The organism is Pseudomonas sp. m6p (genome assembly GCF_055760375.1).
Window position 1 is genome coordinate 1,120,911 of the sequence record NZ_CM147084.1, and the last position, 20,637, is coordinate 1,141,547.

The 20,637-nt window shown below is 60.1% G+C and carries 22 protein-coding genes; 5 read left to right on the top strand and 17 right to left on the bottom strand.

Annotated elements, in window-relative coordinates:
- Positions 1-110: 110 nt before the first annotated feature.
- Complete coding sequence (gene minC / locus ACYZUM_RS05285) at positions 111-848, bottom strand: septum site-determining protein MinC (protein ID WP_027613349.1); 738 nt, start codon at positions 846-848, stop codon at positions 111-113.
- A gap of 117 nt (positions 849-965) precedes the next feature.
- Here minC and ACYZUM_RS05290 point away from each other — a divergent pair, with 117 nt between their 5' ends.
- Positions 966-1,901 carry a lipid A biosynthesis lauroyl acyltransferase gene (locus ACYZUM_RS05290; protein WP_108182120.1) on the top strand — a complete coding sequence of 312 codons (936 nt, stop codon included), beginning with the start codon at positions 966-968 and terminating at the stop codon, positions 1,899-1,901.
- A gap of 35 nt (positions 1,902-1,936) precedes the next feature.
- Positions 1,937-3,109: a patatin-like phospholipase family protein gene (locus ACYZUM_RS05295; protein WP_108182121.1), complete on the top strand. Its 1,173-nt coding sequence runs from the start codon at positions 1,937-1,939 to the stop codon at positions 3,107-3,109.
- A 90-nt stretch (positions 3,110-3,199) separates the two neighbouring features.
- Here the strand turns inward: ACYZUM_RS05295 and ACYZUM_RS05300 are convergent, their stop codons facing one another.
- The 8 genes from ACYZUM_RS05300 to puuE all read right to left on the bottom strand — a co-directional run bounded on the left by ACYZUM_RS05300 (position 3,200) and on the right by puuE (position 11,486).
- Positions 3,200-3,985: an outer membrane protein OmpK gene (locus ACYZUM_RS05300; RefSeq protein ID WP_108182122.1), complete on the bottom strand. Its 786-nt coding sequence runs from the start codon at positions 3,983-3,985 to the stop codon at positions 3,200-3,202.
- 373 nt (positions 3,986-4,358) lie between these two features.
- Positions 4,359-5,144: an outer membrane protein OmpK gene (locus tag ACYZUM_RS05305; RefSeq protein WP_086794739.1), complete on the bottom strand. Its 786-nt coding sequence runs from the start codon at positions 5,142-5,144 to the stop codon at positions 4,359-4,361.
- A 159-nt stretch (positions 5,145-5,303) separates the two neighbouring features.
- Complete coding sequence (locus ACYZUM_RS05310) at positions 5,304-6,662, bottom strand: nucleobase:cation symporter-2 family protein (protein ID WP_108182123.1); 1,359 nt, start codon at positions 6,660-6,662, stop codon at positions 5,304-5,306.
- Positions 6,663-6,941: 279 nt separating this feature from the next.
- Positions 6,942-8,258, bottom strand: coding sequence for a urate hydroxylase PuuD (locus ACYZUM_RS05315; RefSeq protein WP_473061302.1), 1,317 nt, complete (start codon positions 8,256-8,258; stop codon positions 6,942-6,944).
- A 51-nt stretch (positions 8,259-8,309) separates the two neighbouring features.
- Complete coding sequence (locus ACYZUM_RS05320) at positions 8,310-8,813, bottom strand: ureidoglycolate lyase (protein ID WP_041068829.1); 504 nt, start codon at positions 8,811-8,813, stop codon at positions 8,310-8,312.
- A gap of 150 nt (positions 8,814-8,963) precedes the next feature.
- Positions 8,964-9,959, bottom strand: a complete 996-nt coding sequence (gene alc, locus ACYZUM_RS05325; RefSeq protein WP_108182125.1) for an allantoicase — start codon at positions 9,957-9,959, stop codon at positions 8,964-8,966.
- Between the two features lie 88 nt (positions 9,960-10,047).
- A complete protein-coding gene (gene uraD, locus ACYZUM_RS05330; RefSeq protein ID WP_047292945.1) occupies positions 10,048-10,563 on the bottom strand; it encodes a 2-oxo-4-hydroxy-4-carboxy-5-ureidoimidazoline decarboxylase in 516 nt (171 codons plus the stop codon).
- Complete coding sequence (puuE, locus tag ACYZUM_RS05335) at positions 10,560-11,486, bottom strand: allantoinase PuuE (protein ID WP_039769896.1); 927 nt, start codon at positions 11,484-11,486, stop codon at positions 10,560-10,562. Before puuE ends, uraD begins: the two co-directional genes overlap by 4 nt.
- 421 nt (positions 11,487-11,907) lie before the next feature.
- Between puuE and uraH the strand changes: the two genes are divergently transcribed.
- Positions 11,908-12,261: a hydroxyisourate hydrolase gene (gene uraH, locus ACYZUM_RS05340; RefSeq protein WP_007913983.1), complete on the top strand. Its 354-nt coding sequence runs from the start codon at positions 11,908-11,910 to the stop codon at positions 12,259-12,261.
- A gap of 184 nt (positions 12,262-12,445) precedes the next feature.
- Here uraH and ACYZUM_RS05345 read toward each other — a convergent pair whose 3' ends face one another.
- The 3 genes from ACYZUM_RS05345 to ACYZUM_RS05355 form a co-directional block, all read right to left on the bottom strand.
- On the bottom strand, positions 12,446-13,072 hold the full coding sequence (locus ACYZUM_RS05345; RefSeq protein ID WP_003223174.1) for a LysE family translocator: 627 nt from the start codon (positions 13,070-13,072) through the stop codon (positions 12,446-12,448).
- A gap of 89 nt (positions 13,073-13,161) precedes the next feature.
- Positions 13,162-14,511 carry an NCS2 family permease gene (locus tag ACYZUM_RS05350; RefSeq protein WP_041068843.1) on the bottom strand — a complete coding sequence of 450 codons (1,350 nt, stop codon included), beginning with the start codon at positions 14,509-14,511 and terminating at the stop codon, positions 13,162-13,164.
- A gap of 298 nt (positions 14,512-14,809) precedes the next feature.
- Positions 14,810-15,256, bottom strand: coding sequence for a MarR family winged helix-turn-helix transcriptional regulator (locus ACYZUM_RS05355; protein WP_108184370.1), 447 nt, complete (start codon positions 15,254-15,256; stop codon positions 14,810-14,812).
- 82 nt (positions 15,257-15,338) lie between these two features.
- On the opposite strand from ACYZUM_RS05355, the gene ACYZUM_RS05360 reads away from it, so the two are divergent.
- The gene (locus ACYZUM_RS05360) at positions 15,339-16,505 is read left to right on the top strand and encodes an aminotransferase-like domain-containing protein (RefSeq protein WP_108182127.1); all 1,167 of its coding nucleotides are present in this window, start codon (positions 15,339-15,341) and stop codon (positions 16,503-16,505) included.
- Positions 16,506-16,670: 165 nt separating this feature from the next.
- On the opposite strand, the gene ACYZUM_RS05365 is transcribed toward ACYZUM_RS05360, so the two are convergent.
- From ACYZUM_RS05365 to ACYZUM_RS05385, 5 genes are all read right to left on the bottom strand, one after another.
- Entirely contained in the window at positions 16,671-17,042 is a 372-nt protein-coding gene (locus ACYZUM_RS05365; protein WP_108184371.1) for a glutathione S-transferase N-terminal domain-containing protein, read from the bottom strand.
- Positions 17,043-17,145: 103 nt separating this feature from the next.
- Positions 17,146-17,691, bottom strand: a complete 546-nt coding sequence (gene folE / locus ACYZUM_RS05370) for a GTP cyclohydrolase I FolE (RefSeq protein ID WP_003204506.1) — start codon at positions 17,689-17,691, stop codon at positions 17,146-17,148.
- A 77-nt stretch (positions 17,692-17,768) separates the two neighbouring features.
- The gene (locus ACYZUM_RS05375; protein ID WP_108182128.1) at positions 17,769-18,326 is read right to left on the bottom strand and encodes a Smr/MutS family protein; all 558 of its coding nucleotides are present in this window, start codon (positions 18,324-18,326) and stop codon (positions 17,769-17,771) included.
- A 74-nt stretch (positions 18,327-18,400) separates the two neighbouring features.
- Positions 18,401-18,721, bottom strand: coding sequence for a hypothetical protein (locus ACYZUM_RS05380; RefSeq protein WP_007914024.1), 321 nt, complete (start codon positions 18,719-18,721; stop codon positions 18,401-18,403).
- Positions 18,722-18,851: 130 nt separating this feature from the next.
- Positions 18,852-19,442 carry a cysteine hydrolase family protein gene (locus ACYZUM_RS05385; protein WP_003223193.1) on the bottom strand — a complete coding sequence of 197 codons (591 nt, stop codon included), beginning with the start codon at positions 19,440-19,442 and terminating at the stop codon, positions 18,852-18,854.
- A gap of 238 nt (positions 19,443-19,680) precedes the next feature.
- Between ACYZUM_RS05385 and prmB the strand changes: the two genes are divergently transcribed.
- Positions 19,681-20,589, top strand: a complete 909-nt coding sequence (gene prmB / locus ACYZUM_RS05390) for a 50S ribosomal protein L3 N(5)-glutamine methyltransferase (RefSeq protein ID WP_047292951.1) — start codon at positions 19,681-19,683, stop codon at positions 20,587-20,589.
- Positions 20,590-20,637 lie beyond the last annotated feature (48 nt).

A 20,637-nucleotide genomic window follows, 5' to 3' on the forward strand; every position in this document is an offset into this window, starting at 1 on the left:
CGGCGCAAGTCGCAATTGCCGGGGGCAAACGCTCCTTGATCCTTTTTCCTACTTCGTTTGAGCCGTTTTCGCTACGTTTTAGAGATGCTTGGAAAATGCGGCAGTATCCGTTAAAGCCGAATGATGTTCAACACGTCGGCCGACAGGCTGACCTGGACGCCGGAGCCCCACAGTGGATCGCGGCGCAAATCTTCGGAAACCTTGTAATGCCCGGCGATGGAGATCAGTTCAGCGCTCAATTGCTGACAGAAAATCCGGGCCTTGGTGTCGCCTTTGACGCCGGCCAGTGCGCGACCGCGCATCGGGCCGTATACATGGATGTTGCCATCGGCCAGAAGTTCCGCCCCCGGACTGACCGAGGACACCACCACCAGATCGCCACCCTGGGCATATATCTGTTGGCCACCACGTACTGGCGTGGTGATGACGCGGGTCGGTTTGACCGTCGGCTCCGGCGGCTTTTCCGGCTTCTTTTTGACTTCCGGTTCCGGCGCTTCCAGCGGTCGCTCGCGGGCGCCGGACGGCGGCAGCACCGGGATGTCGATGGCGATGGCGGCAGCGATGTCTTCGATACGGCTGGCGCGGATTGCCAGGGTGCGCAGGCCATGTTGGCGGCACACGCGCATCAGCCCGGGCAGATCGACCGCGCCTTCGCCGGGTGGCAGTTTGTCCAGCGCCAGGACCAACGGTGCATTGCTGAAGAAATTCGGTGCCTGGGCGACTTTGGCGGCCAGTTGCCGATCAAGGCTGTCGAGGTCGTTGCGGGACAGTTCCAGCACCGTGATGGCCAGCATGCTGCCCTTCAACTGGAACACGGGATCTCGGTCTGGCGATTCGTTTTGGCTCATATCGGCATACAACGGCTTGTCACTAAAAGTGCCGAGACTTATAACGAGAACGCCCGCGAGCCGCAAGCCGGGTCGAACGATGTAGAATGCGCGGCCACTGAATTTACGGAAGCTTTAATGGATCGCCCGCGTTTTCGAAGAGCCTATCTTTCTCCCCGCTTCTGGCCGCTCTGGTGCGGTCTGGCGCTGTTGTGGCTGGTCGTGCAGTTGCCCTATGCGGTCTTACTGACGATCGGTCGTGTGCTGGGCGCATTGATGTATCGCGTGGCCGGCGACCGGCGGCGCATCGCCAAGCGTAATCTGGAGCTGTGCTTCCCGGAAAAATCCGCTGCCGAGCGCAAACGCCTGCTCAAAGAAAACTTCGCCTCCACCGGCATCGCCTTCTTTGAAATGGCGATGAGCTGGTGGTGGTCCCGTGAGCGTCTGGCCAAACTGGCCCACGTCGAAGGCCTGGAGCATCTGCAAAAAGCCCAGCGCGAAGGCAAGGGCGTGATCCTCATGGCCGCGCATTTCACTACCCTGGAAATCGGTGCGGCACTGCTCGGCCAGCAGCACACCATCGACGGCATGTACCGCGAGCACAAAAACCCGTTGTTCGACTTCGTCCAACGTCGCGGCCGCGAGCGGCACAACCTCGATTCGCTGGCGGTGGAGCGTGACGACGTGCGCGGCATGCTCAAGCTGCTGCGTTCGGGCCGGGCGATCTGGTACGCACCGGATCAGGACTATGGCGCCAAGCAAAGCATCTTCGTACCGCTGTTCGGTATTCAGGCAGCGACCGTGACCGCGACCACCAAGTTTGCCCGTTTGGGTAAAGCGCTGGTGGTGCCGTTCACTCAGGAGCGTCTGGCCGACGGCAGCGGTTACAAGCTGGTGATTCATCCGCCGCTGGAAGACTTTCCGGGTGAAACCGAAGAGGCCGACTGCATCCGCATCAACCAGTGGGTGGAAAGCGCCTTGCGCGCCTGCCCTGAGCAATACTTGTGGGCGCACCGCCGCTTCAAGAGCCGTCCACCGGGCGAGCCGAAGCTTTACCCGAAACGGCGCGGCTGATTCACTCACCCTTTCAAGCACCACGGAGCGTTGCGATGAGCCCAGCTGAACCGGTCACAGGTTTGATTCTTTCCGGCGGCGGGGCTCGGGCGGCGTATCAGGTGGGGGTGCTGGCGGCGATTGCCGAATTGCTGCCGCTGGGCGCGGACAATCCGTTTCCGGTGATCGTCGGCACTTCGGCCGGGGCGATCAATGCGGTTAGCCTGGCCAGCGGCGCCACCGATTTTCGCGCGGCCATCGAACGTCTCACTCTGTTCTGGCAAGGCTTTCGCAGTCATCGGGTGCTGCGCAGCGATTGGCCCGGGGTGATCCGTCAGGCCAGCCGCTTTGTCAGTCACAGTTTGCTCGGCATCGGTCGGCAACTGCCGGTGGCGCTGCTCAACAGTTCGCCGCTGCGCGACCTGCTCAATGAAAAACTACACATGCCCGGCATCGCCGAATCCATCGCCCGCAAGCAATTGCATGCGGTGGCGGTGACCGCGTTCGGCTACGAGTCGGGGCAGGCGGTGACCTTCTATCAGGGCGGCGGCAAGATCGATGCGTGGTTGCGCCATCGACGGATCGGCGTGCCGGCGCAATTGTCGGTGGACCATTTGCTGGCCAGTTCGGCGATCCCGTTGCTGTTTGCCCCGGTGAAAATCGGTGAGGAATATTTCGGCGACGGCGCGGTACGTCAATCGGCACCGATCAGTCCGGCGCTGCACCTGGGCGCGAGTCGGGTGCTGGTGGTGGGTGTGAGCGGCAACCCGCGCGGTTTTGATCCGCAGCAGCCGCTGGAGCGTGCCTACACCGGGCAGCAGCCGACGCTGGCGCAGATCGGCGGGCACATGCTCAACAGCACGTTCATTGACAGTCTGGAAAGCGACATCGAGTTGCTCCAGCGTCTGAACCAGTTCAGTCGACTGATGCCCGATGGCGTGCCGACTCGTGAGTTGGGCGTGGCGCCAGTGGACGTGCTGGTGATTTCGCCGAGTCAGCCGATCGACGAGATCGCGGCGCGGCATCGCCAGGAGTTGCCGGCGGCGTTGCGTTTGTTCTTGCGCGGCCCGGGGGCGACGAAAACGAGTGGGGCAGGGGTGCTAAGTTATCTGCTGTTCGAGGCGGGGTATTGCAGCGAGCTGATCGACCTGGGACGGCGCGATGCGTTGGCCAAGCGTGAGGAATTGTGCCGGTTTCTCGGACTATCCGAGTCGGTGGTTACAGCCTGAGATTTGCGGTGAAGCCTTCGCGAGCAGGCTCGCTCCCACATTGGAACTCGGTCGAATGTGGGAGCGAGCCTGCTCGCGAAGCTTTTAAGATCAGAAGTGGAACTTCACCAGGAAGCTGGTCACGTTCTGATTGGTGGTGAAGCCACGGGTGTCGTCGATCCCGTACTTGTCTTTCCAGTAGTCGTATTCCACACCGACGTACAGCTGCTTCTCGCCGAAATGCAGCGCCTTGCCCAGGTCGTATTTGACCTGTGGGTTGAAGTGCAGGTTGGCGTGGTATTCGCCTTTGCTGTTGACGTCGTTGTCGACCACCCAGTCCATGTAACCGTCGATCAGCACGTTCGAGCTGCCGACCGGGATGGTGTAGGACCAGACCGGCGTGATCTGCCAGACGTTATCACCCGGACGCGAGCCGTCGGTGTGGCGCTGGTAGAAGTTCAGCTGGAAGTAGTCGAAACCCGGGATCGCCAGGTCGAAGCCAGGACCGATCAGGTACGACTCGACGTCGCCTTCACCGAACTCGTAAGTCATCGCCAGCAGCACATCCTTGACCGGACCGAATTCGATCTTCTGGTCGAGGATCTTGCCCAGCGACAGGCGTGGGCTGAATTCGCCATAGTAAGTGTTGTTGCCGACGCCGCCATCCGGCTTGCCGTTGTAGAAGATCTTGTCGACGAACAGGAAGTTGTCCCCGTACTTCCAGGCATCGGCGTGCTCGAAGGTGACGGTCTGCTGGATCGCCGGGTTGACCTTGAAGTCTTTGCCGTAGAGATAGGTCAGGCTGTTGTTCTGCCATTGCAGCAGGCCGTCGGCCATGGCCTGGCCGCCGGCCAGCATCGATCCCGCGAGCATCAGGCTGGTGCACATACGTTTCATTCGGTTGCTCCCAAAGTAGGTGTTCCACGTTTATTTTTTTAAGATCGGCGCTCTGGTGTGGCGCCTTTTTTCGTTGCTGCAAAAGTCATCCGATCGGTCAGCTTCGCTGGTGATAGCAAGAGCTGGGCCAACGCTTTCGAAAAGCAAAAAAACGCCCGTTCGGCTGCTGAAAAACAGTCGATTGCGCGTGTTTTCGGGATGCCTCGGTACTGACCGGGGCCGGGATAAGTTGGCCCGTCGGTCAGGAATTAAATCCGGGCTTTTTTTTAGACCGAATTCAAGAGGCCGCGGAGAATACTGACTCCTCGGCCAGCTCTCAAGTGCCCCGCAACAGAGCACCGACGACAGGTATGGGGCACGGTTGCGGGCCATCTCAGAAGTGCACCTTCACCAGCAGGCTGGCGGTGTTCTGGTTGGTGTCGAGGTTGTGACTGCTTTCGACGCCATATTTGTTCTTCCAGTAGCTGTATTCGGTGCCGACGTACAGCTGCTTCTGGCTCCAGCCCAAGGCTTTGCCGAGGTCGTATTTGATCTGCGGATTGATGTGCAGGTTGGCGTGGTAAGTGCCGCGCGAGTTCTGATCGTTATCGACCACCCAGTCCAGATAGCCATCGATCAGCAGGTCGGAGTTGCCCAGCGGCACGCTGTACGACCAGCCCGGAGTGATCTGCCACACGCCGTCGCCAGGGCGCGGGCCTTCGGTCTGGCGGCGGAAAATGTTCAGGGTCACGTAGTTGAAACCGGGCACTTTCAGGTCGAAGCCGGGGCCGATCAGGTAGGCTTCGCTGTCGCCTTCGCCGTACTCGTAGGTCATCGCCAGCAGCACGTCCTTGATCGGCCCGAACTCGATTTTCCGGTCGAAGATCTTGCCGAACGAGAAGCGCGGAGTGAATTCGCCGTAGAAGGTGTGCGGGCCTTTGTTGCGGTCTTCCTGGCCGTTGTAGAAGATCTTGTCGACGAACAGGAAGTTGTCGCCGTACTTCCACTTGTCGGCGTGCTCGAACGTCACCGTCTGCTGGATCGACGGGTTGATCGCGAAGTTCTTGCCGTACAGGTAACTCAGGCTGTTGGTCTGCCACAGCAGTAAATCGCCGGCCATGGCCTGACTCGCGGCCAGCAGGCCGCCACTCAACAGAACGTTGGTTTGCGTGCGAATCATCTGTTGCTCCCTCTTGTTTTTATTGTTGAGGCAGGGTGTTGCACAATCCCTGTGGGAGCGAGCTTGCTCGCGAAGAGGGCGTGTCAGTCGCCATCACTGTTGAATGACACAACGCTTTCGCGAGCAGGCTCGCTCCCACAAGGTTTTGTGGTGACTTGGTTAATGCTGGTGTGCGTGGCAGTCGTTGATCGCGGCGCGTTCGGCGCCGCCGAGGATGTTGAACAGCAGATTCAACGTCAGCGCGCTGAGCGTGGCCATGGCGATGCCACTGTGGGTGATCGGGCTCATCCACAGCGGCAGATGCGCGAAGAACTCCGGACGCACCACCGGGATCAGGCCCATGCCGATGCTCACCGCCACCAGCAATTGATTACGCCGGTCGCCGATGTCGGCTTCTTGCAGGATCTTGATCCCGGTGGCAGCAACCATGCCGAACATCGCGATCGCCGCACCGCCCAACACCGCCGGCGGAATCGACGCCACCAGGAATGCGGCTTTCGGCAGCAGGCTGAGCACGATCAGCAGGCCACCGGCAACGATGGTCACCGAACGGCAACGCACGCCGGTCATCTGCACCAGGCCGATGTTCTGCGCGAACGAGGAGTGAGTGAAGGTGTTGAAGAAACCGGCGACGAACGAGGCGCCGGCATCGCACAGCAGGCCGCGACGCAGCATCCGTGGGCAGACTTCCTGACCGGTGATTTTGCCCAGCGCGAGGAACATCCCGGTGGACTCGACGAAGATGATCACCACCACCAGGCACATCGACAGAATTGGCGCCAGTTCGAATTTCGGCATGCCGAAGTGCAGCGGGGTGACGAACTGAACCCATGGCGCGTTGGCCATGCCGCTGAGGTCGACCATGCCGATGGCGCCGCAGAGCACGTAGCCCAGGCACATGCCGATCAGCACGGAAATATTGACCCAGAAGCCGCGCATGAAGCGGTGGATCAACAAAATGGTCGCCAGCACCAGCGCGGCGATGGCCAGATAAATCGGTGAGCCGAACTGCGCCGCAGCGGCCCCGCCACCGGCCCAGTTCACGGCCACGGGGAACAGCGACAGACCGATCGAAGTGATGACCGTGCCAGTCACCAACGGCGGGAAGAAGCGCACGACCTTGGACATGAACGGCGCGATGAGCATGCCGAAGAATCCGGCGGCGATGGTCGCACCGAAGATCCCTTGCAGACCGATACCGGGCATGCCGGCCATGGCGACCATGCTGCCGACCGCCGCGAAACTGGCGCCCATCATCACCGGCATGCGGATGCCCATCGGGCCGATCCCGAGCGACTGGACGATGGTGGCGATACCGGCGACCAGCAGGTCGGCGTTGATCAGGAAGGCGATTTCTTCACGACTCAGGCCAGCGGCCTGTCCGATGATCAACGGCACCGCGATGGCACCGCCGTACATCAGCAGAACATGTTGCAAACCGATCAGGATCAGTTGCAAAAGGGGCAAACGCTGAATGGCGGGTGCGTCGGGGATGCGCGCTTTGGACAGCTCGGACATGCAACACCTCGGATCTTTTTATTCTTGTGATTAACAGCTGTCGGGTTGCTCACAGCTGTTTCTTTGCATCATTCATATGCCTGGCTGGAGGCATTTTGTGGCGAGGGGATTTATCCCCGATGGGCTACGAAGTAGCCCCAAAACCTGCAACCGCGTACATCAGGCAGATTGCGATTGCCAGGTTTGCGACGGCTGCGCCGCCGATCGGGGATAAATCCCCTCACCACAGGTAAATCCATCCACCTGAAAAGCCTGCTTTTACACAGACTTTTGTCTGGCTCAGTTTGTCTGGGCTCCCTGGGCGATCCATGCACCGATCAGGTCACGTTCCTGCTGGGTCATCTGCGTGATGTTGCCCAGTGGCATGATCTGCGTGGTGATGGCTTGCGCCTGGATCCGCGCGGCGTTCTGGCGGATCTGCTCGGGGGTGTCAAACATCACACCAGCCGGTGCCGCGCTGAACAACGGGCTGGTCGGTTTGGCCGAATGGCAGACCGCGCAGCGTTCCTGGATCACGTTGTGCACCTTGTCGAAGGCCGGACCTGCGCTGGACGCTTGCGCCGGTGCCGCAGCCGGGGCTGCTGCTGGCGCTGCAGGTGCCGCCGCTTCAGCCGGTTTCGCGCCACCACCCAGGGCCGTTTCCGGCAGCGGTTGGTACTCGATTTTCGCGGGTGCCTTGGCCACGTCCGGTGCGGTCGGCATCGGCGCCGGGCCGGTGACGTACGCCAGGGTGATCATGCCCACCGCTGCCACGGGCAGGGTCCAGGCAAACTTGTGGCTGTCGTGACGGGTGTTGAAGTAGTGACGTACCAACACCGCCAACACCGCGATCCCGGCCAGGATCAACCAGTTGTACTGGCTGCCATAAGTGCTCGGGAAGTGGTTGCTGATCATGATGAACAGCACCGGCAGGGTGAAGTAGTTGTTGTGACGCGAACGCAGCAGGCCTTTGGCCGGCAGCGCCGGGTCCGGCGTACGGTTCTCGGCAATCGCCGCCACCAGTGCACGCTGCGCCGGAATGATGATGCGGAACACGTTGCCGACCATGATGGTGCCGATGATCGCGCCGACGTGCAGGTACGCACCACGACCGCTGAACACCTTGCTGAAGCCATACGCCGCGCCGATGATCAGCACGAACAGGATGAAGCCGAGCAGGGCGGGTTTCTTGCCCAGAGCCGAATCGCAAAGGAAGTCGTAGATGAACCAGCCGGCGATCAGCGAACCGATGCCGATGGCCACGCCTTCAGGGCCGGTCAGGCCGCTGCCGGGTGCCACGAGGTAGAGCACGGGATTGGAGTAGAACACCACGCACAGCAGCGCGATCCCCGACATCCAGGTGAAGTAGGCTTCCCATTTGAACCAGTGCAGGTTCTCCGGCATCGACGGTGGGGCCAGTTTGTATTTTTCCAGGTGATAGATACCGCCGCCGTGGATTGCCCACAGATCACCGGCCAGACCGGTTTTCGGGTTGACGCGGTTGAGGTTGTTCTCCAGCCAGACGAAGTAGAACGACGCGCCGATCCAGGCCACGCCAGTGATCATGTGAACCCAGCGCACGCTCAGGTTCAGCCATTCCAACAGAAGTGCTTCCACAGTCTTTACCTCTCGCCTGTCACTCTTGTTGTCGAGTGATCAGACCTTCTCTTATTGGTGGGGGGCGAGGATCAAACGCTCATCCTCTTTGAAAAAATGCTCATCGCAGTTATTGCCTGTGCCACTGCGATCAACCACCAGGAAGTCATCCCGCTTTTCGATCGTCAGCACCGGGTGGTGCCAGACGCCGCGATGGTAATTGATGCCCTGCCTGCCGTTGGTGACGAAGGCGCGGACCAAGCCTGATACAGGTACATCGCCAAGTGGCGCGACCACGATCAGAAAGGGGTTGCCGAGCAGCGGGATGAAAGCCTGGCTGCCCAGCGGATGGCGTTCCAGCATGCTCACGGTCAGCGGCATGTCCTGCGCGTCGGCGCGGAAGATGCTGATGATCGCGTTGTCCTCAGGCGTAGCGGTTTCGACCGTCGCCAGTTTGTGGAAGCGCATGGTCGAACCGTTGTTGATCATGAAGTGGTCGCTGCCGTCGGTTTCGATCACGTCACCGAAGGGGGCGAAGGCTTCTTTGGTCAGCGGTTCAATCTGTAGTGTGCGCATGCTGTTCTTTTCCGAATTCTGTGTTGTTCAACTTTTAAGTGCGTCTTGCGCGATCCCTGTAGGAGCTGGCGAAGCCTGCGATCTTTTGATTTTGCTTTTAAGATCAAGATCAAGAGATCGCAGCCTGCGGCAGCTCCTACAGGCTCAGCATTACTTCGCGACCTTGCCGAGTACGCGCAGGCGACTCACACCACCATCCGGGAACACGTTCAGGCGGATGTGGGTGATTGGGCCCAGTGCCTTGATCTGCTCGACGAAGGTGTGTTCGGCGTGCATTTCCAGCTTCTGGCTCGGCAGCAGTTCGCGCCAGAACAGCGACTGGGTTTCGATCTGGCTGTCGGTGCCGCCCTTGACGAACGCGCCCTGGATCGAGCAGGTGTCCGGGTAGTTGCCCTTGAAGTGCAGGGTGTCGACGATGATTTTTTCGATCTCGCCCGGATGGCCCAACGCGACGATCACCCAGTCATTGCCCGGGGTGCGACGACGTGCGGTTTCCCAGCCGTCGCCCATGTTGATGCCACGGCCTGGGTTGAGGATGTTGCTCATGCGGCCGAAGTGTTCGTCGGAGCAGGCGAGGGCGCGGCCGCCGTTGAGGGCTGCAGCCAGATCGACTTGCTCGTTGTCGCCCACCGCGGACCAGTCGCGGAACGGAATACCGTACACGCGCAGACGGGCCACACCACCGTCCGGGAAGATGTTGAAGCGCAGGTGACTGAACGCTTTGTCGTTGCTGATTTCATGGTAGTGGTGGCTGTTGCCCTGCAGCTCGACGGCCGACAGGACTTCAGTCCACTGGGTGTTTTCGTCTGGCTCGCCCGAGGCCAGGAAGCATGCTTCCAGCGAGGCCGATGGCGGGAAGTTGCCGGTGAAGAATGAAGTGTCGATGTCCACGCCTTTGATCGAACCTGGTACACCCAGGCGGATTACCGCGCTGTCGTAGCCTTCGAAGCGCTTGCGGCGCGATTCCCAGCCATCCATCCACTTGCCGTTGTCGTCGAACACACCCTCCTTCCACACGGCCGGGGTCGGCTGAAACAGACGATTGGCGTCTGCGAACCAGTCATCGGTGACCGAGATGATTTTGGTGCCCAGACGGGCATCGGCCAGGTTGACGAACTTCTCGAAAGGTACGGCGTAAGCTTTCATTCTTCTTGTCTGCCTTTAATAAGTTGGCTGGGGATGCTTGCAAGGCCCTGGGTGCTCTCCGCGTTTGACGCACTCGGGCCAGGCTTCGCTAGAGAGTCAGTAAACGGAACAGGGCGATCTTGTTGATCTCCGCCAGCGCGCATTTGAATTCGGTGTCGACCGAGTTGTGAATGCGCGTTTCGAACGCCGCGAGGATCTGATGCCGGTTGCTGCCTTTTACCGCCATGATGAAGGGAAACTTGAACTTGGCCTTGTAGGCGTCGTTCAGCTCGGTGAAGCGCTGGAACTCTTCGGCCGTGCATTGGTGAATACCGGCGCCAGCCTGTTCATTGGTGCTGGCTTCGGTCAGTTGGCCCTGGACGGCGGCTTTGCCGGCCAGGTCCGGGTGAGCATTGATCAGTGCCAGTTGACTGGCGTGATCGGCGCTCAACAAGATGTCGCTCATGCGCTGGTGCAGGGTTTCGATCTCGTCGATCGAGGCGTCCGCTCCCAGGTCGTAGGCCTTCTCGGCTACCCATGGCGAATGTTCGTAGATGTCGGCGAAAGCGTTGACGAAAGCGTCGCGACTCAGGGTCGACGGTTGCAGGGTTTGAAAGCGGCTCATTTGGCGGCCCCTTGATACGGATGGGTTTCGTGCCAGTGGCGCGCGATGTCGACGCGACGGCTGAACCACACCTGTTCATGACTTTTGGCGTATTCGATGAAGCGCTTGAGCGACGCCAGACGCGCCGGACGGCCGATCAGGCGGCAGTGCAGACCGATCGAAAGCATCTTCGGCGCTTCGGCGCCCTCGGCGTAGAGCACGTCGAACGCGTCTTTGAGGTATTCGAAGAAATCGTCGCCCTTGTTGAAACCCTGCACCTGGGTGAAGCGCATGTCATTGGTGTCGAGGGTGTACGGGATCACCAGGTGCGGCTTGCCGGTCGGGTTGTTCGGTTCCCAGTAGGGCAGGTCGTCGTCGTAGGTGTCGCAGTCGTAAAGGAAACCGCCTTCTTCCATCACCAGGCGCCGGGTGTTCGGGCCGGTGCGGCCGGTGTACCAGCCCAGTGGGCGTTCGCCAGTGAGTTCGGTGAGGATGCGGATCGCTTCGAGCATGTGCTCGCGCTCCTGCGCCTCATCCATGTACTGGTAGTCGATCCAGCGGTAGCCGTGGCTGCAGATCTCGTGACCGGCTTCGACCATCGCGCGGATCACATCCGGGTGGCGCTGGGCGGCCATGGCCACGGCGAAGATGGTCAGCGGAATGTCGAATTCCTTGAACAGTTTCAGGATCCGCCAGACGCCGGCGCGGCTGCCATACTCGTAAAGCGATTCCATGCTCATGTTGCGCGCGCCTTGCAGCGGCTGAGCAGCAACCATTTCGGAAAGAAAGGCTTCGGATTCTTTGTCGCCGTGCAGGATGTTGCGCTCGCCGCCTTCTTCGTAATTGAGCACGAAGGACAGGGCGATGCGCGCGTTGCCCGGCCAGTGTGGGTGAGGAGGGTTACTGCCGTAACCGATCAGGTCGCGTGGGTAGTCAGCGCTCACTGCAGTCTTCCTTCTTATTCGTTGACAGGTTTGTGTAACGGCCTGCGCAGGCTGGCGTCACAGCGATGGGCTGATTGTATACAACTTTATTCGCAATTTGTAAGCCTGAATTTTCGCATTTTTCACCGACTGTCATCTTTTGCTGCTAATGGCGTAAGCCTGCAAGAAACCTGCCTGATCAGTCAGCTAATGGCTGTGAGGTTCAATACTCATGCGCCTGAGGAGCAGATCAAGGTGAAACACCCGAATGGCGGGGGTGGTGCGAAAAATGTCGTTTTTATTGTGTACAATTTTTTTGAAAAGTGTCTTAATCAGTCGCTCGCCGCAGCTTTTCGTGCTCCGAATCGGTGCGGTCTCCTTATTACCTGACTTCGGGAGGCGCGAAGTCTGACTGCTCTTTGCGGCCAGGCGCGCAGAATCAATGGGACGTTTGACAACACACGTTTTGGACGCTGCACACGGTTGCCCGGGCAGCTCGATCAAGGTCGAGCTGTACCGCGTTGAAGGTTCGCACCTGGAATTGGTCGCCAGTGCCGTTACCAACAGCGATGGTCGGGTCGATGCGCCGCTGCTGCAAGGCGATGACTACCGCACGGGGGTTTATCAAGTGCAGTTCCACGCCGGCGATTACTACCGCGCCCGTGGTGTGCAACTGCCGGAACCGGCGTTTCTGGACGTGGTGGTGCTGCGTTTTGGCATCTCCGCCGAGCAGGATCACTACCACGTGCCACTGCTGATCTCGCCTTACAGCTATTCCACCTACCGGGGCAGCTGACCCCCAAGCAGCAGCCCCCACCGGGAAGCGACTGCGCATATAGCTTCTTTGGTCTTTCGCCCGCTCACACTGCGGGCTTTTTTTTCGTCTGCCTTAAAGTCAAAAGATCGCAGCCTGCGGCAGCTCCTACAGTTTGGAATGCAATCCCCTGTAGGAGCTGCCGCAGGCTGCGATCTTTTGCTCTTTAACGGCTCAACAGCGACGCAGCGCCCGCACCACTGAACAACCCGGCACTCACCCGGTTGAACCAGCTCTGCCCCTTGCCGCTACGCAGATAGCGCGCCGCACCATGCGCACCCAGCCCGTAAGCCAGTTTGCAGCACAGGTCGAGCACCACCCAGGTCGCGATCATGATCAGCAGTTGCGGCAGGAACGGTTGTTGCGCGCTGAGGAACTGCGGCAGAAACGCGGCGAAAAACAGAATGTCCTTTGGATTGCTGGCGCCCAAGACGAAGGCCCGGCCAAACAGGGTGCGGAAACGTGGCACCGGTGCGGCCTGCGGCACTTCGGCGCCCACCGCTGGCTGACGCGATTGCTGCCAGCTCTGCCAGGCGAGGTAGAACAGGTACAGCGCACCGACGATTTTCAAGGCGCTGAACAACTGTTCTGACGCCAGCAACAGGGCGCCCAACCCCAGCGCCGACGCACTGAGCAGGCAGATCGAGGCGATCACGCCGCCGAGAAACGCCGGATAAGAGCGGCGCAAGCCGTAATTCAGACTGTTGCTGATCATCAGCAAAGACAGCGGCCCCGGAATCAGGATCACCACCAATGCAGCGCCACTGAACAGCAGCCAGGTTTCCAGACTCATCACTTTGCTCCTTTTTTTGTTGTACTCAAGAATGTGCAAAGCCCCACCCGCGAGGGTGAGGCTGGTTTGACGCTTGAACCGCGTGACGCTTACAAGAAGATGAACTTGGCGATGAAGATCGCGCAGAGCACCCACAGGCTGACGGAAATTTCCTTGTACTTGCCGGTACCGGCTTTCAACGCCACGTAGGTGATGAAGCCCAGCGCAATGCCGTCGGCGACCGAGAAGGTCAGCGGCATCATGATCGCGGTGACGATCGCCGGGATGGCGTCAGTGGCTTCATCCCATTCGATGTGCGCCATGCCGCCCATCATCAGCATCGCGACGTAAATCAGTGCACCGGCGGTGGCATAGGCCGGAATCATCCCGGCCAGTGGTGCGAAAAACATCGCGGCTATAAATAGCACACCCACGGTGACTGCGGTAAGACCAGTCCGACCACCAGCGGCTACGCCAGCGGCACTTTCCACATAGCTGGTAACAGGAGGAACACCGACCACCGCGCCGAAAACACTGGAGGCACTGTCGGCTTTCATCGCGCGGGAGAGGTTTTCGATACGCCCGTCAGCGTTGACCAGATTGGCCCGCTGGGCGACGCCCATCAGCGTGCCGGCGGTGTCGAACATGTGTACGAAGAGGAAAGCCAGGACCACGCTGATCATGCTGACGTTGAACACGCCCGCGACGTTCATTGCCATGAAGGTCGGCGCCAGGCTCGGCGGGGTCGACATGATGCCGGAGTAGTGCACGATGCCCAGGCCCCAACCGGCCAGGGTCACGGTGATGATGCTGATGAGGATCGCGCCGAACACCTTGTGGTAGCTGAGGATCGCGATCATCAGGAAGCAGATCGCCGCCAGCAGCGGGCCGGGTTCACGCAGGGAGCCGAGCTTGATCAGCGTCGCCGGGCTGTCGACGACGATACCGGCGGTTTTCAGACCGATCAGCCCGAGGAACAGACCGACACCGGCGCCCATCGCAAAGCGCAGGCTGACCGGGATGCTGTTGAGCAGCCATTCGCGAATCCGCGAGAAGGTCAGGATCATGAACAGTACACCGGAAACGAACACCGCACCGAGCGCGGTTTCCCAGTTGTAGCCCATGGTGCCGACCACGGTGTAAGTGAAAAATGCATTGAGGCCCATGCCCGGTGCCAGGCCCACCGGCCAGTTGGCGTACAGGCCCATCAGCAGGCAGCCGAGTGCGGCGGCGATGCAGGTGGCGACGAAGGCTGCACCGTGATCGATCCCGGCATCGGCCATGATGTTCGGGTTGACGAAGATGATGTAAGCCATGGTGATGAAGGTTGTCAGACCGGCAATCAGCTCGGTCTTCACCGTGGTGCCATGCAAGCTGAGTTTGAAGATGCGCTCCAGCACGCCTGTGCGTAAGGGCGGCGAGAGTTCCAGCGTCGATGCTTCGGATTTGCGGCTTTCCACAGCGAGTACTCCTCAAGAGTTTTATTGTTATTTCCAGGGCCGGACCCATGAGGGGTGGCAGCAGCCCTTTGAGGCATACGCGAATTTGTTGACCATGCGGTCAGGAACTCGCGCGCAGTGGATTATGCTTTTGTGTACAAATAAAGCAAGTATTGTTTTTGGTTTTGTTTACGAAAGGTCAGGCGATAGGGATATATCGCCCTCAGAGGCCCCATCGATGGCAAGCCAGCTCCCACAGGTTTTGTGTACGCTGCCGATCACTGTGGGAGCTGGCTTGCCAGCGATCAGGCCGGATCAGTCAATCAAGATGTGACTGAGTGCTCCCAAGCGCCATATTCACCGCCAACCACCCATTCACCGCCGCCTCCCCAGCCTCGGCAAACACCCGCTCAAGCAACTTCACCTGCTCACGGCGCAACGCCTGCTCAAACTTCTCACCTTCAATAGTCAGCTCCAGCAAGCGCTTACGCTTGTCCGCCTCCGACGCCACGCTGTCCACCAAGTGCATTTCCTGCAGCTGGCGCAACGGCATGTTCAGCGCCTGCTTGCTCACGCCGAGCAAACCCAGTAATTCCTTCACGCTCAAATTCGGATAACGCGCGATGAAAAACACAATCCGCTGATGCACCCGGGACAGGCCGCGACGTTCGAGCATTTCGTCGGCCTTGGCGGTGAACGCCTGATAGCCGAAGAAAAACGCTTCCATCGCCTGCTGCTGGCTGGCGGGGTTTTTAAGGTCAAGCATGTTGACGTACTCGCTCAAGCTGTCGTAGTTTCAGTCAACCAGTTTGACTCATTTTTCCCAGGCCTCGCTACCGGTGACTCCCATGGCTTTTTCCGAACGTGTTTCGCGCCTTAAAAGTTCTCTGATCCGTGAAATCCTCGCCGCCGCCCAGCGTCCGGAGGTGATGTCGTTTGCCGGTGGCCTGCCCGCCGAAGCCATGCTGCCGAAAGTCGAATGGGCCGACATGCCGCTGTCCCTCGGCCAATACGGCATGAGCGAAGGCGAGCCGGCGCTGCGTGAAGCGCTGGCGGCGCAGGCGCGAGCGTTGGGTCTGGCGTGCACGGCGAGTCAGGTGCTGGTGGTCAGCGGTTCCCAGCAGACCCTCGATCTGGCCGCCAAGTTGTACATCGACAGGGGTACCGAAATTCTTCTGGAAGCCCCGACCTACCTGGCCGCGTTGCAGATCTTCCAGCTGTTCGGCGCCGATTGCCTGACCGTGCCGCAAGAGTCCGACGGCCCGAACCTGGCGCAACTGCGCAGTCGACTTGAGCAACATCGCCCGGCGTTCATCTACCTGATCCCGACGTTCCAGAACCCCTCCGCCGTGCGCTACAGCGAAGCCAAGCGCGCCGCCGTCGCCGCATTGCTCGATGAATTCGGCGTGACCCTGATCGAAGACGAGCCGTATCGCGAACTGACGTTCGATGGCGGCAGCGCCAAACCGATTGCCGGGCGTTTGAAGAAAGCCAGCTGGATCTACACCGGCACTGTGTCGAAAACCTTGCTCCCGGGTTTGCGCGTCGGCTACCTGATCGCCAGCCCGGACCTGTTTCCGCACCTGCTCAAACTCAAGCAATCGGCGGATCTGCACACCAACCGCATCGGCCAGTGGCAGGCGCTGCAATGGATTGGCAGTGAAAAATATCAGCAGCACCTGAGCGAGTTGCGCGGCTTTTACCGGCAGCGGCGGGATGCTTTCCAGTCAGCGCTGGAAACGCACTTTGCCGATCTGGCGAATTGGAACATGCCGCAGGGCGGGCTGTTCTTCTGGCTGACGCTGAAGCAACCGCTGGATACGCGGACGTTGCTTAACGAGGCGCTGGCCAATGATGTGGCGTTCATGCCGGGCGAGCCGTTCTTTCCCGAGCCGGATAAAAACCTCGGGCACCTGCGTTTGAATTTCAGCCACATCGACCCGGCGCGACTGGATGAAGGGTTGAAGCGACTGGCGGCGGTGGTGAGACAGGCGCAACTAGACAAAGCAGCCTGAAAAAAATAAACCGGCTCGAGGGCCGGTTTATTTTTGTCTGAGTAATGTGTTGTTCTTGCGGGCCTCATCGCTGGCAAGCCAGCTCCCACAGGTTATGTGAACGCTACAGATCACTGTGGGAGCTGGCTTGCCAGCGATGGGGCCATAAGCAACACAACATCAATATCAGACTGCAGCAAACCGCTTATCCAGATAATCAATAATCACCTTGGACTCATACATCCAGGTCGTCTGCCCATTCTCTTCAATGCGCAGGCACGGCACCTTGATCTTGCCGCCCTGATTCAGCAGGGTCTGGCGATCCTGTTCGTTGTTCTTCGCGTCCTTCAGTGCGACCGGCACATTCAGGCGACGCAGGGTGCGGCGGGTTTTCACGCAGAACGGGCAGGCGTGGAACTGATACAGGGTCAGGCCTTTGGCGGCGGCGTTGACTTGTGCCTGTACTTCGGCCGGGCGCTGCTTCTTGCCCGGGCGAGTGATGAAGTCGATGAAGATGATCAGTTGGCCAAGGCCGACACGAAGCGCTTTTACGAACACGTTGAAAGCCTCACGGTGCAAAGAGAGAAGGGCGCGCAGCTTACCCGATTTTTCACGGACGAAAAAAAACCGGCGATCAACGCCGGTTTTTTTCTGCTGCCGATTACTTGATCAGGCTGAGGAACTCGCTGCGAGTCGCCGCGTTTTCGCGGAACTCACCGAGCATCACCGAAGTGATCATCGACGAATTCTGTTTCTCGACACCGCGCATCATCATGCACATGTGCTTGGCCTCGATGACCACGGCCACGCCCAGCGCACCGGTGACTTGTTGCACCGCGTCGGCGATCTGACGGCTGAGGTTTTCCTGGATCTGCAGGCGGCGGGCGTACATGTCGACGATTCGCGCAACCTTCGACAGGCCCAGCACTTTGCCGCTCGGGATGTACGCAACGTGGGCCTTGCCGATGAACGGCAGCAGGTGGTGTTCGCACAACGAGTACAGCTCGATGTCCTTGACCAGCACCATTTCGCTGTTGTCGGAGCTGAACAGGGCACCGTTGGTGACCTCTTCGAGCGTCTGTTCATAACCGCGGCAGAGGTACTGCATGGCTTTGGCGGCACGCTTTGGCGTGTCGAGCAGGCCCTCGCGGGAGACGTCCTCGCCCAGTTGGCCGAGAATCGCGGTGTAATTCTGTTCCAGGGACATGAAACTACCTGTGGGGATTTTCGCAAAGGGCAAGGGTACGGTGGCGGACACAACCCTGCAAGTTCGGTGTAACGCGATTATTCGTCGCGGCCTTCCATCATGGTGCGTTTGAGCATCACGTACACCGCACCGGCACCGCCGTGTTTTGCCTGACATGAGCAGAAACCGAGCACTTGCGGATGCTGGCGCAGCCACGTGTTGACGTGGCTTTTGATCATCGGCCGCTTGCCGTCCAGGCGCACGGCCTTGCCGTGGGTGACGCGCACGCAGCGGATTTCGAATCGGGTTGCTTCGGCGAGAAACGCCCAAAGCGTCTCGCGGGCCTTTTCCACGTTCATGCCGTGCAGGTCGAGGCTGCCTTCGAACGGGATCTGCCCGATCTTGAGCTTGCGCATCTGGCTTTCCTGCACCCCGTCGCGGGCCCACATCAACTCGTCTTCGGGGCCGACGTCGATCACGAACTGATCGGACAGGCCATCCACGGTGGTGTTGTCGGTGCGCACGGTGGCGGACTGGCGCAGCTTGGCGATTTGCGCGCGGTCAGCCTTGGGTTTGCCGGTGTCGGCGCGGTCGTGCTTGATCGGCTTGACGCCTTGGATCGCACTTTTGAACAGGGAAAAATCGTCGTCTTGCATGTCAGCCTCCGCGAAGGGCGGCCAGTTTACCCAAGTCGAAACAAAACGGCCCGGCAAAAAGCCAGGCCGTGCAGTCAGTCGTGTTTTTTCATCAGGTGCGGGGACATGTTCAGTTCCCGCGATTGCCGGGCGCGACGCCGGCATCGACGCCACAGGGCCACGCCGAAGTACAGGAACAACAAGCCGACCGCGAGAATGATCGCCGAACCCATCGGCGTGGCATTCAAGTCGCCGAGCGCCGGCGGGCGTCCCAGCAGGCTGGCGGCACCGGCCATCGCCAGCAGCACACCGAACGTCGCCAGAATGGCGGCGATCGCTGCGCCGAATCGAAAACGCCAGTTGCTTTGGCCTTTGGGCCGCAAGCGGCGTGCGTCAAATCCATCGGATAACTTCATTCCGACCTTCCTCAATGGGTATCGGCCCTTCGACCGGGAGTTGACCGGGTTGTTCCTGAGGCTAAGGCAATTGAAGCAAATGCGAGGCTTTTGCGGATGAGCGGCGCGGTGAGCCGCTCATTCGCAGAGATCAGATCAGATCTTGAGTCAGGGCGAGGGTGGCGAAGTTGTCGGCCATGATCGCCATTTCCGCTTCCTGTACCACGGCGGCGCTGAGCACGCGGCCCTTGAACGGCAGGTCGCGGGTGGCGCATGCATCTTCGACCAGCGTGCAACGGAAACCCAGGTTCTTCGCCGCACGCACGGTGGTGCTGACGCTGGAGTGGCTCATGAAGCCGCAAACGATCAGGTCCAGCGAGCCGAGGTTCTGCAGACGGTCCAGCAGTTCGGTACCGTGAAACGCACTCGGCAGCAGTTTGCCGATGATGGTTTCATCGCCCTGTGGTTCAAGGCCGGGGATGAATTCGCCACGTTCGCCCTGTGGGTCGAACAGGCCACCGACGGTGCCGAGATGACGCACGTGCACGATCGGCCGACCGGCTGCACGGGCCGCAGCGACCAGTTGTTTGATGTTCGCGACGGCCGCGTCCATGCCGCTCAGGGCCAGCGGGCCACTGAGGTACTCTTTCTGGGCATCGATGATGACCACGGTGGCATGGCTCAGTGTGGCCGCTGCGTAACCGCGGCCGCTGAGTTGAAACATCGTTTTTGGAACGGACATTCGGGGCTCCTTGGGGTGGGGCTTTTGCGGCATTGTCCTCTGGCTGAGCGGTTCTGTGAACCGCTACCATCGTAGGCGCCGTCGTTACTGGCCTGCAGCCTTGTCAAGTTACACGTTCTGTTCAATAGCTGATGCAAAAATCAGAAAGGTCCTACTGTCGCTCCGCTGATTTTCCTGCGTCGTCGGCGGACGTTTTGGCTGGTAGAATCGCCAGTCGTTTTTTCTGGAGTTCTGCCCCGTGATCACTTCCCGACTTCGTACCCTGCGCGACCACATCCGTTGGGCCGTCAGCCGCTTCCATGGGGAGGATCTGTTTTTCGGCCATGGCACCGACAATGCCTGGGACGAAGCCCGGCAGTTGGTCCTCGGTGCCTTGCACCTGCCGTGGGAGATCGCCGACAGCTACCTCGACTGTGCGCTGGAAGACGACGAGCTGGTCAACCTGCAACGCCTGCTCAAGCGCCGCATCGAAGAGCGTATTCCGACCGCGTACCTGCTGGGCGAAGCTTGGTTCTGTGGCATGTCGTTCATCGTCGATGAGCGCGTGCTGATCCCGCGTTCACCGATTGGCGAGCTGATCGAAAACCGTTTTGCCCCATGGATCGGTGACGAACCTGCGCGGATTCTCGACCTGTGCACCGGCTCCGGCTGCATCGGCATCGCCTGCGCCTACGAGTTCCAGAACGCTGAAGTGGTGCTGGCCGATCTGTCGTTCGAAGCGCTGGAAGTGGCCAACCAGAACATCGAGCGCCACGGCGTCGATGAGCGCGTGTACACCGTGCAGGGCGATGGGTTTGACGGGTTGCCAGGTCAGCGTTTCGATCTGATCGTGTCGAACCCGCCGTACGTTGATGCCGAAGATTTCGCCGACATGCCGGACGAATACCAGCACGAACCGGAGCTGGGCCTGGCCTGTGGTGATGACGGCTTGAACCTGGTGCGACGGATGCTCGCCGAGGCGGCGGATCACCTGACCGAGAAGGGTTTGCTGATCGTTGAGGTGGGCAACAGCCAGGTGCACGTCGAAGCGCTGTACCCGGAAGTCGACTTCGCCTGGCTCGATTTCGAGCGCGGCGGGCATGGCGTGTTCATGCTGACCGCAGAGCAGTGCCGTGCTCATCAGGCCCTGTTCGCCTCCCGCGTTTAAGGGCGAAAAGCAAAAGATCGCAGGCTTCGCCAGCTCCTACACGGATCC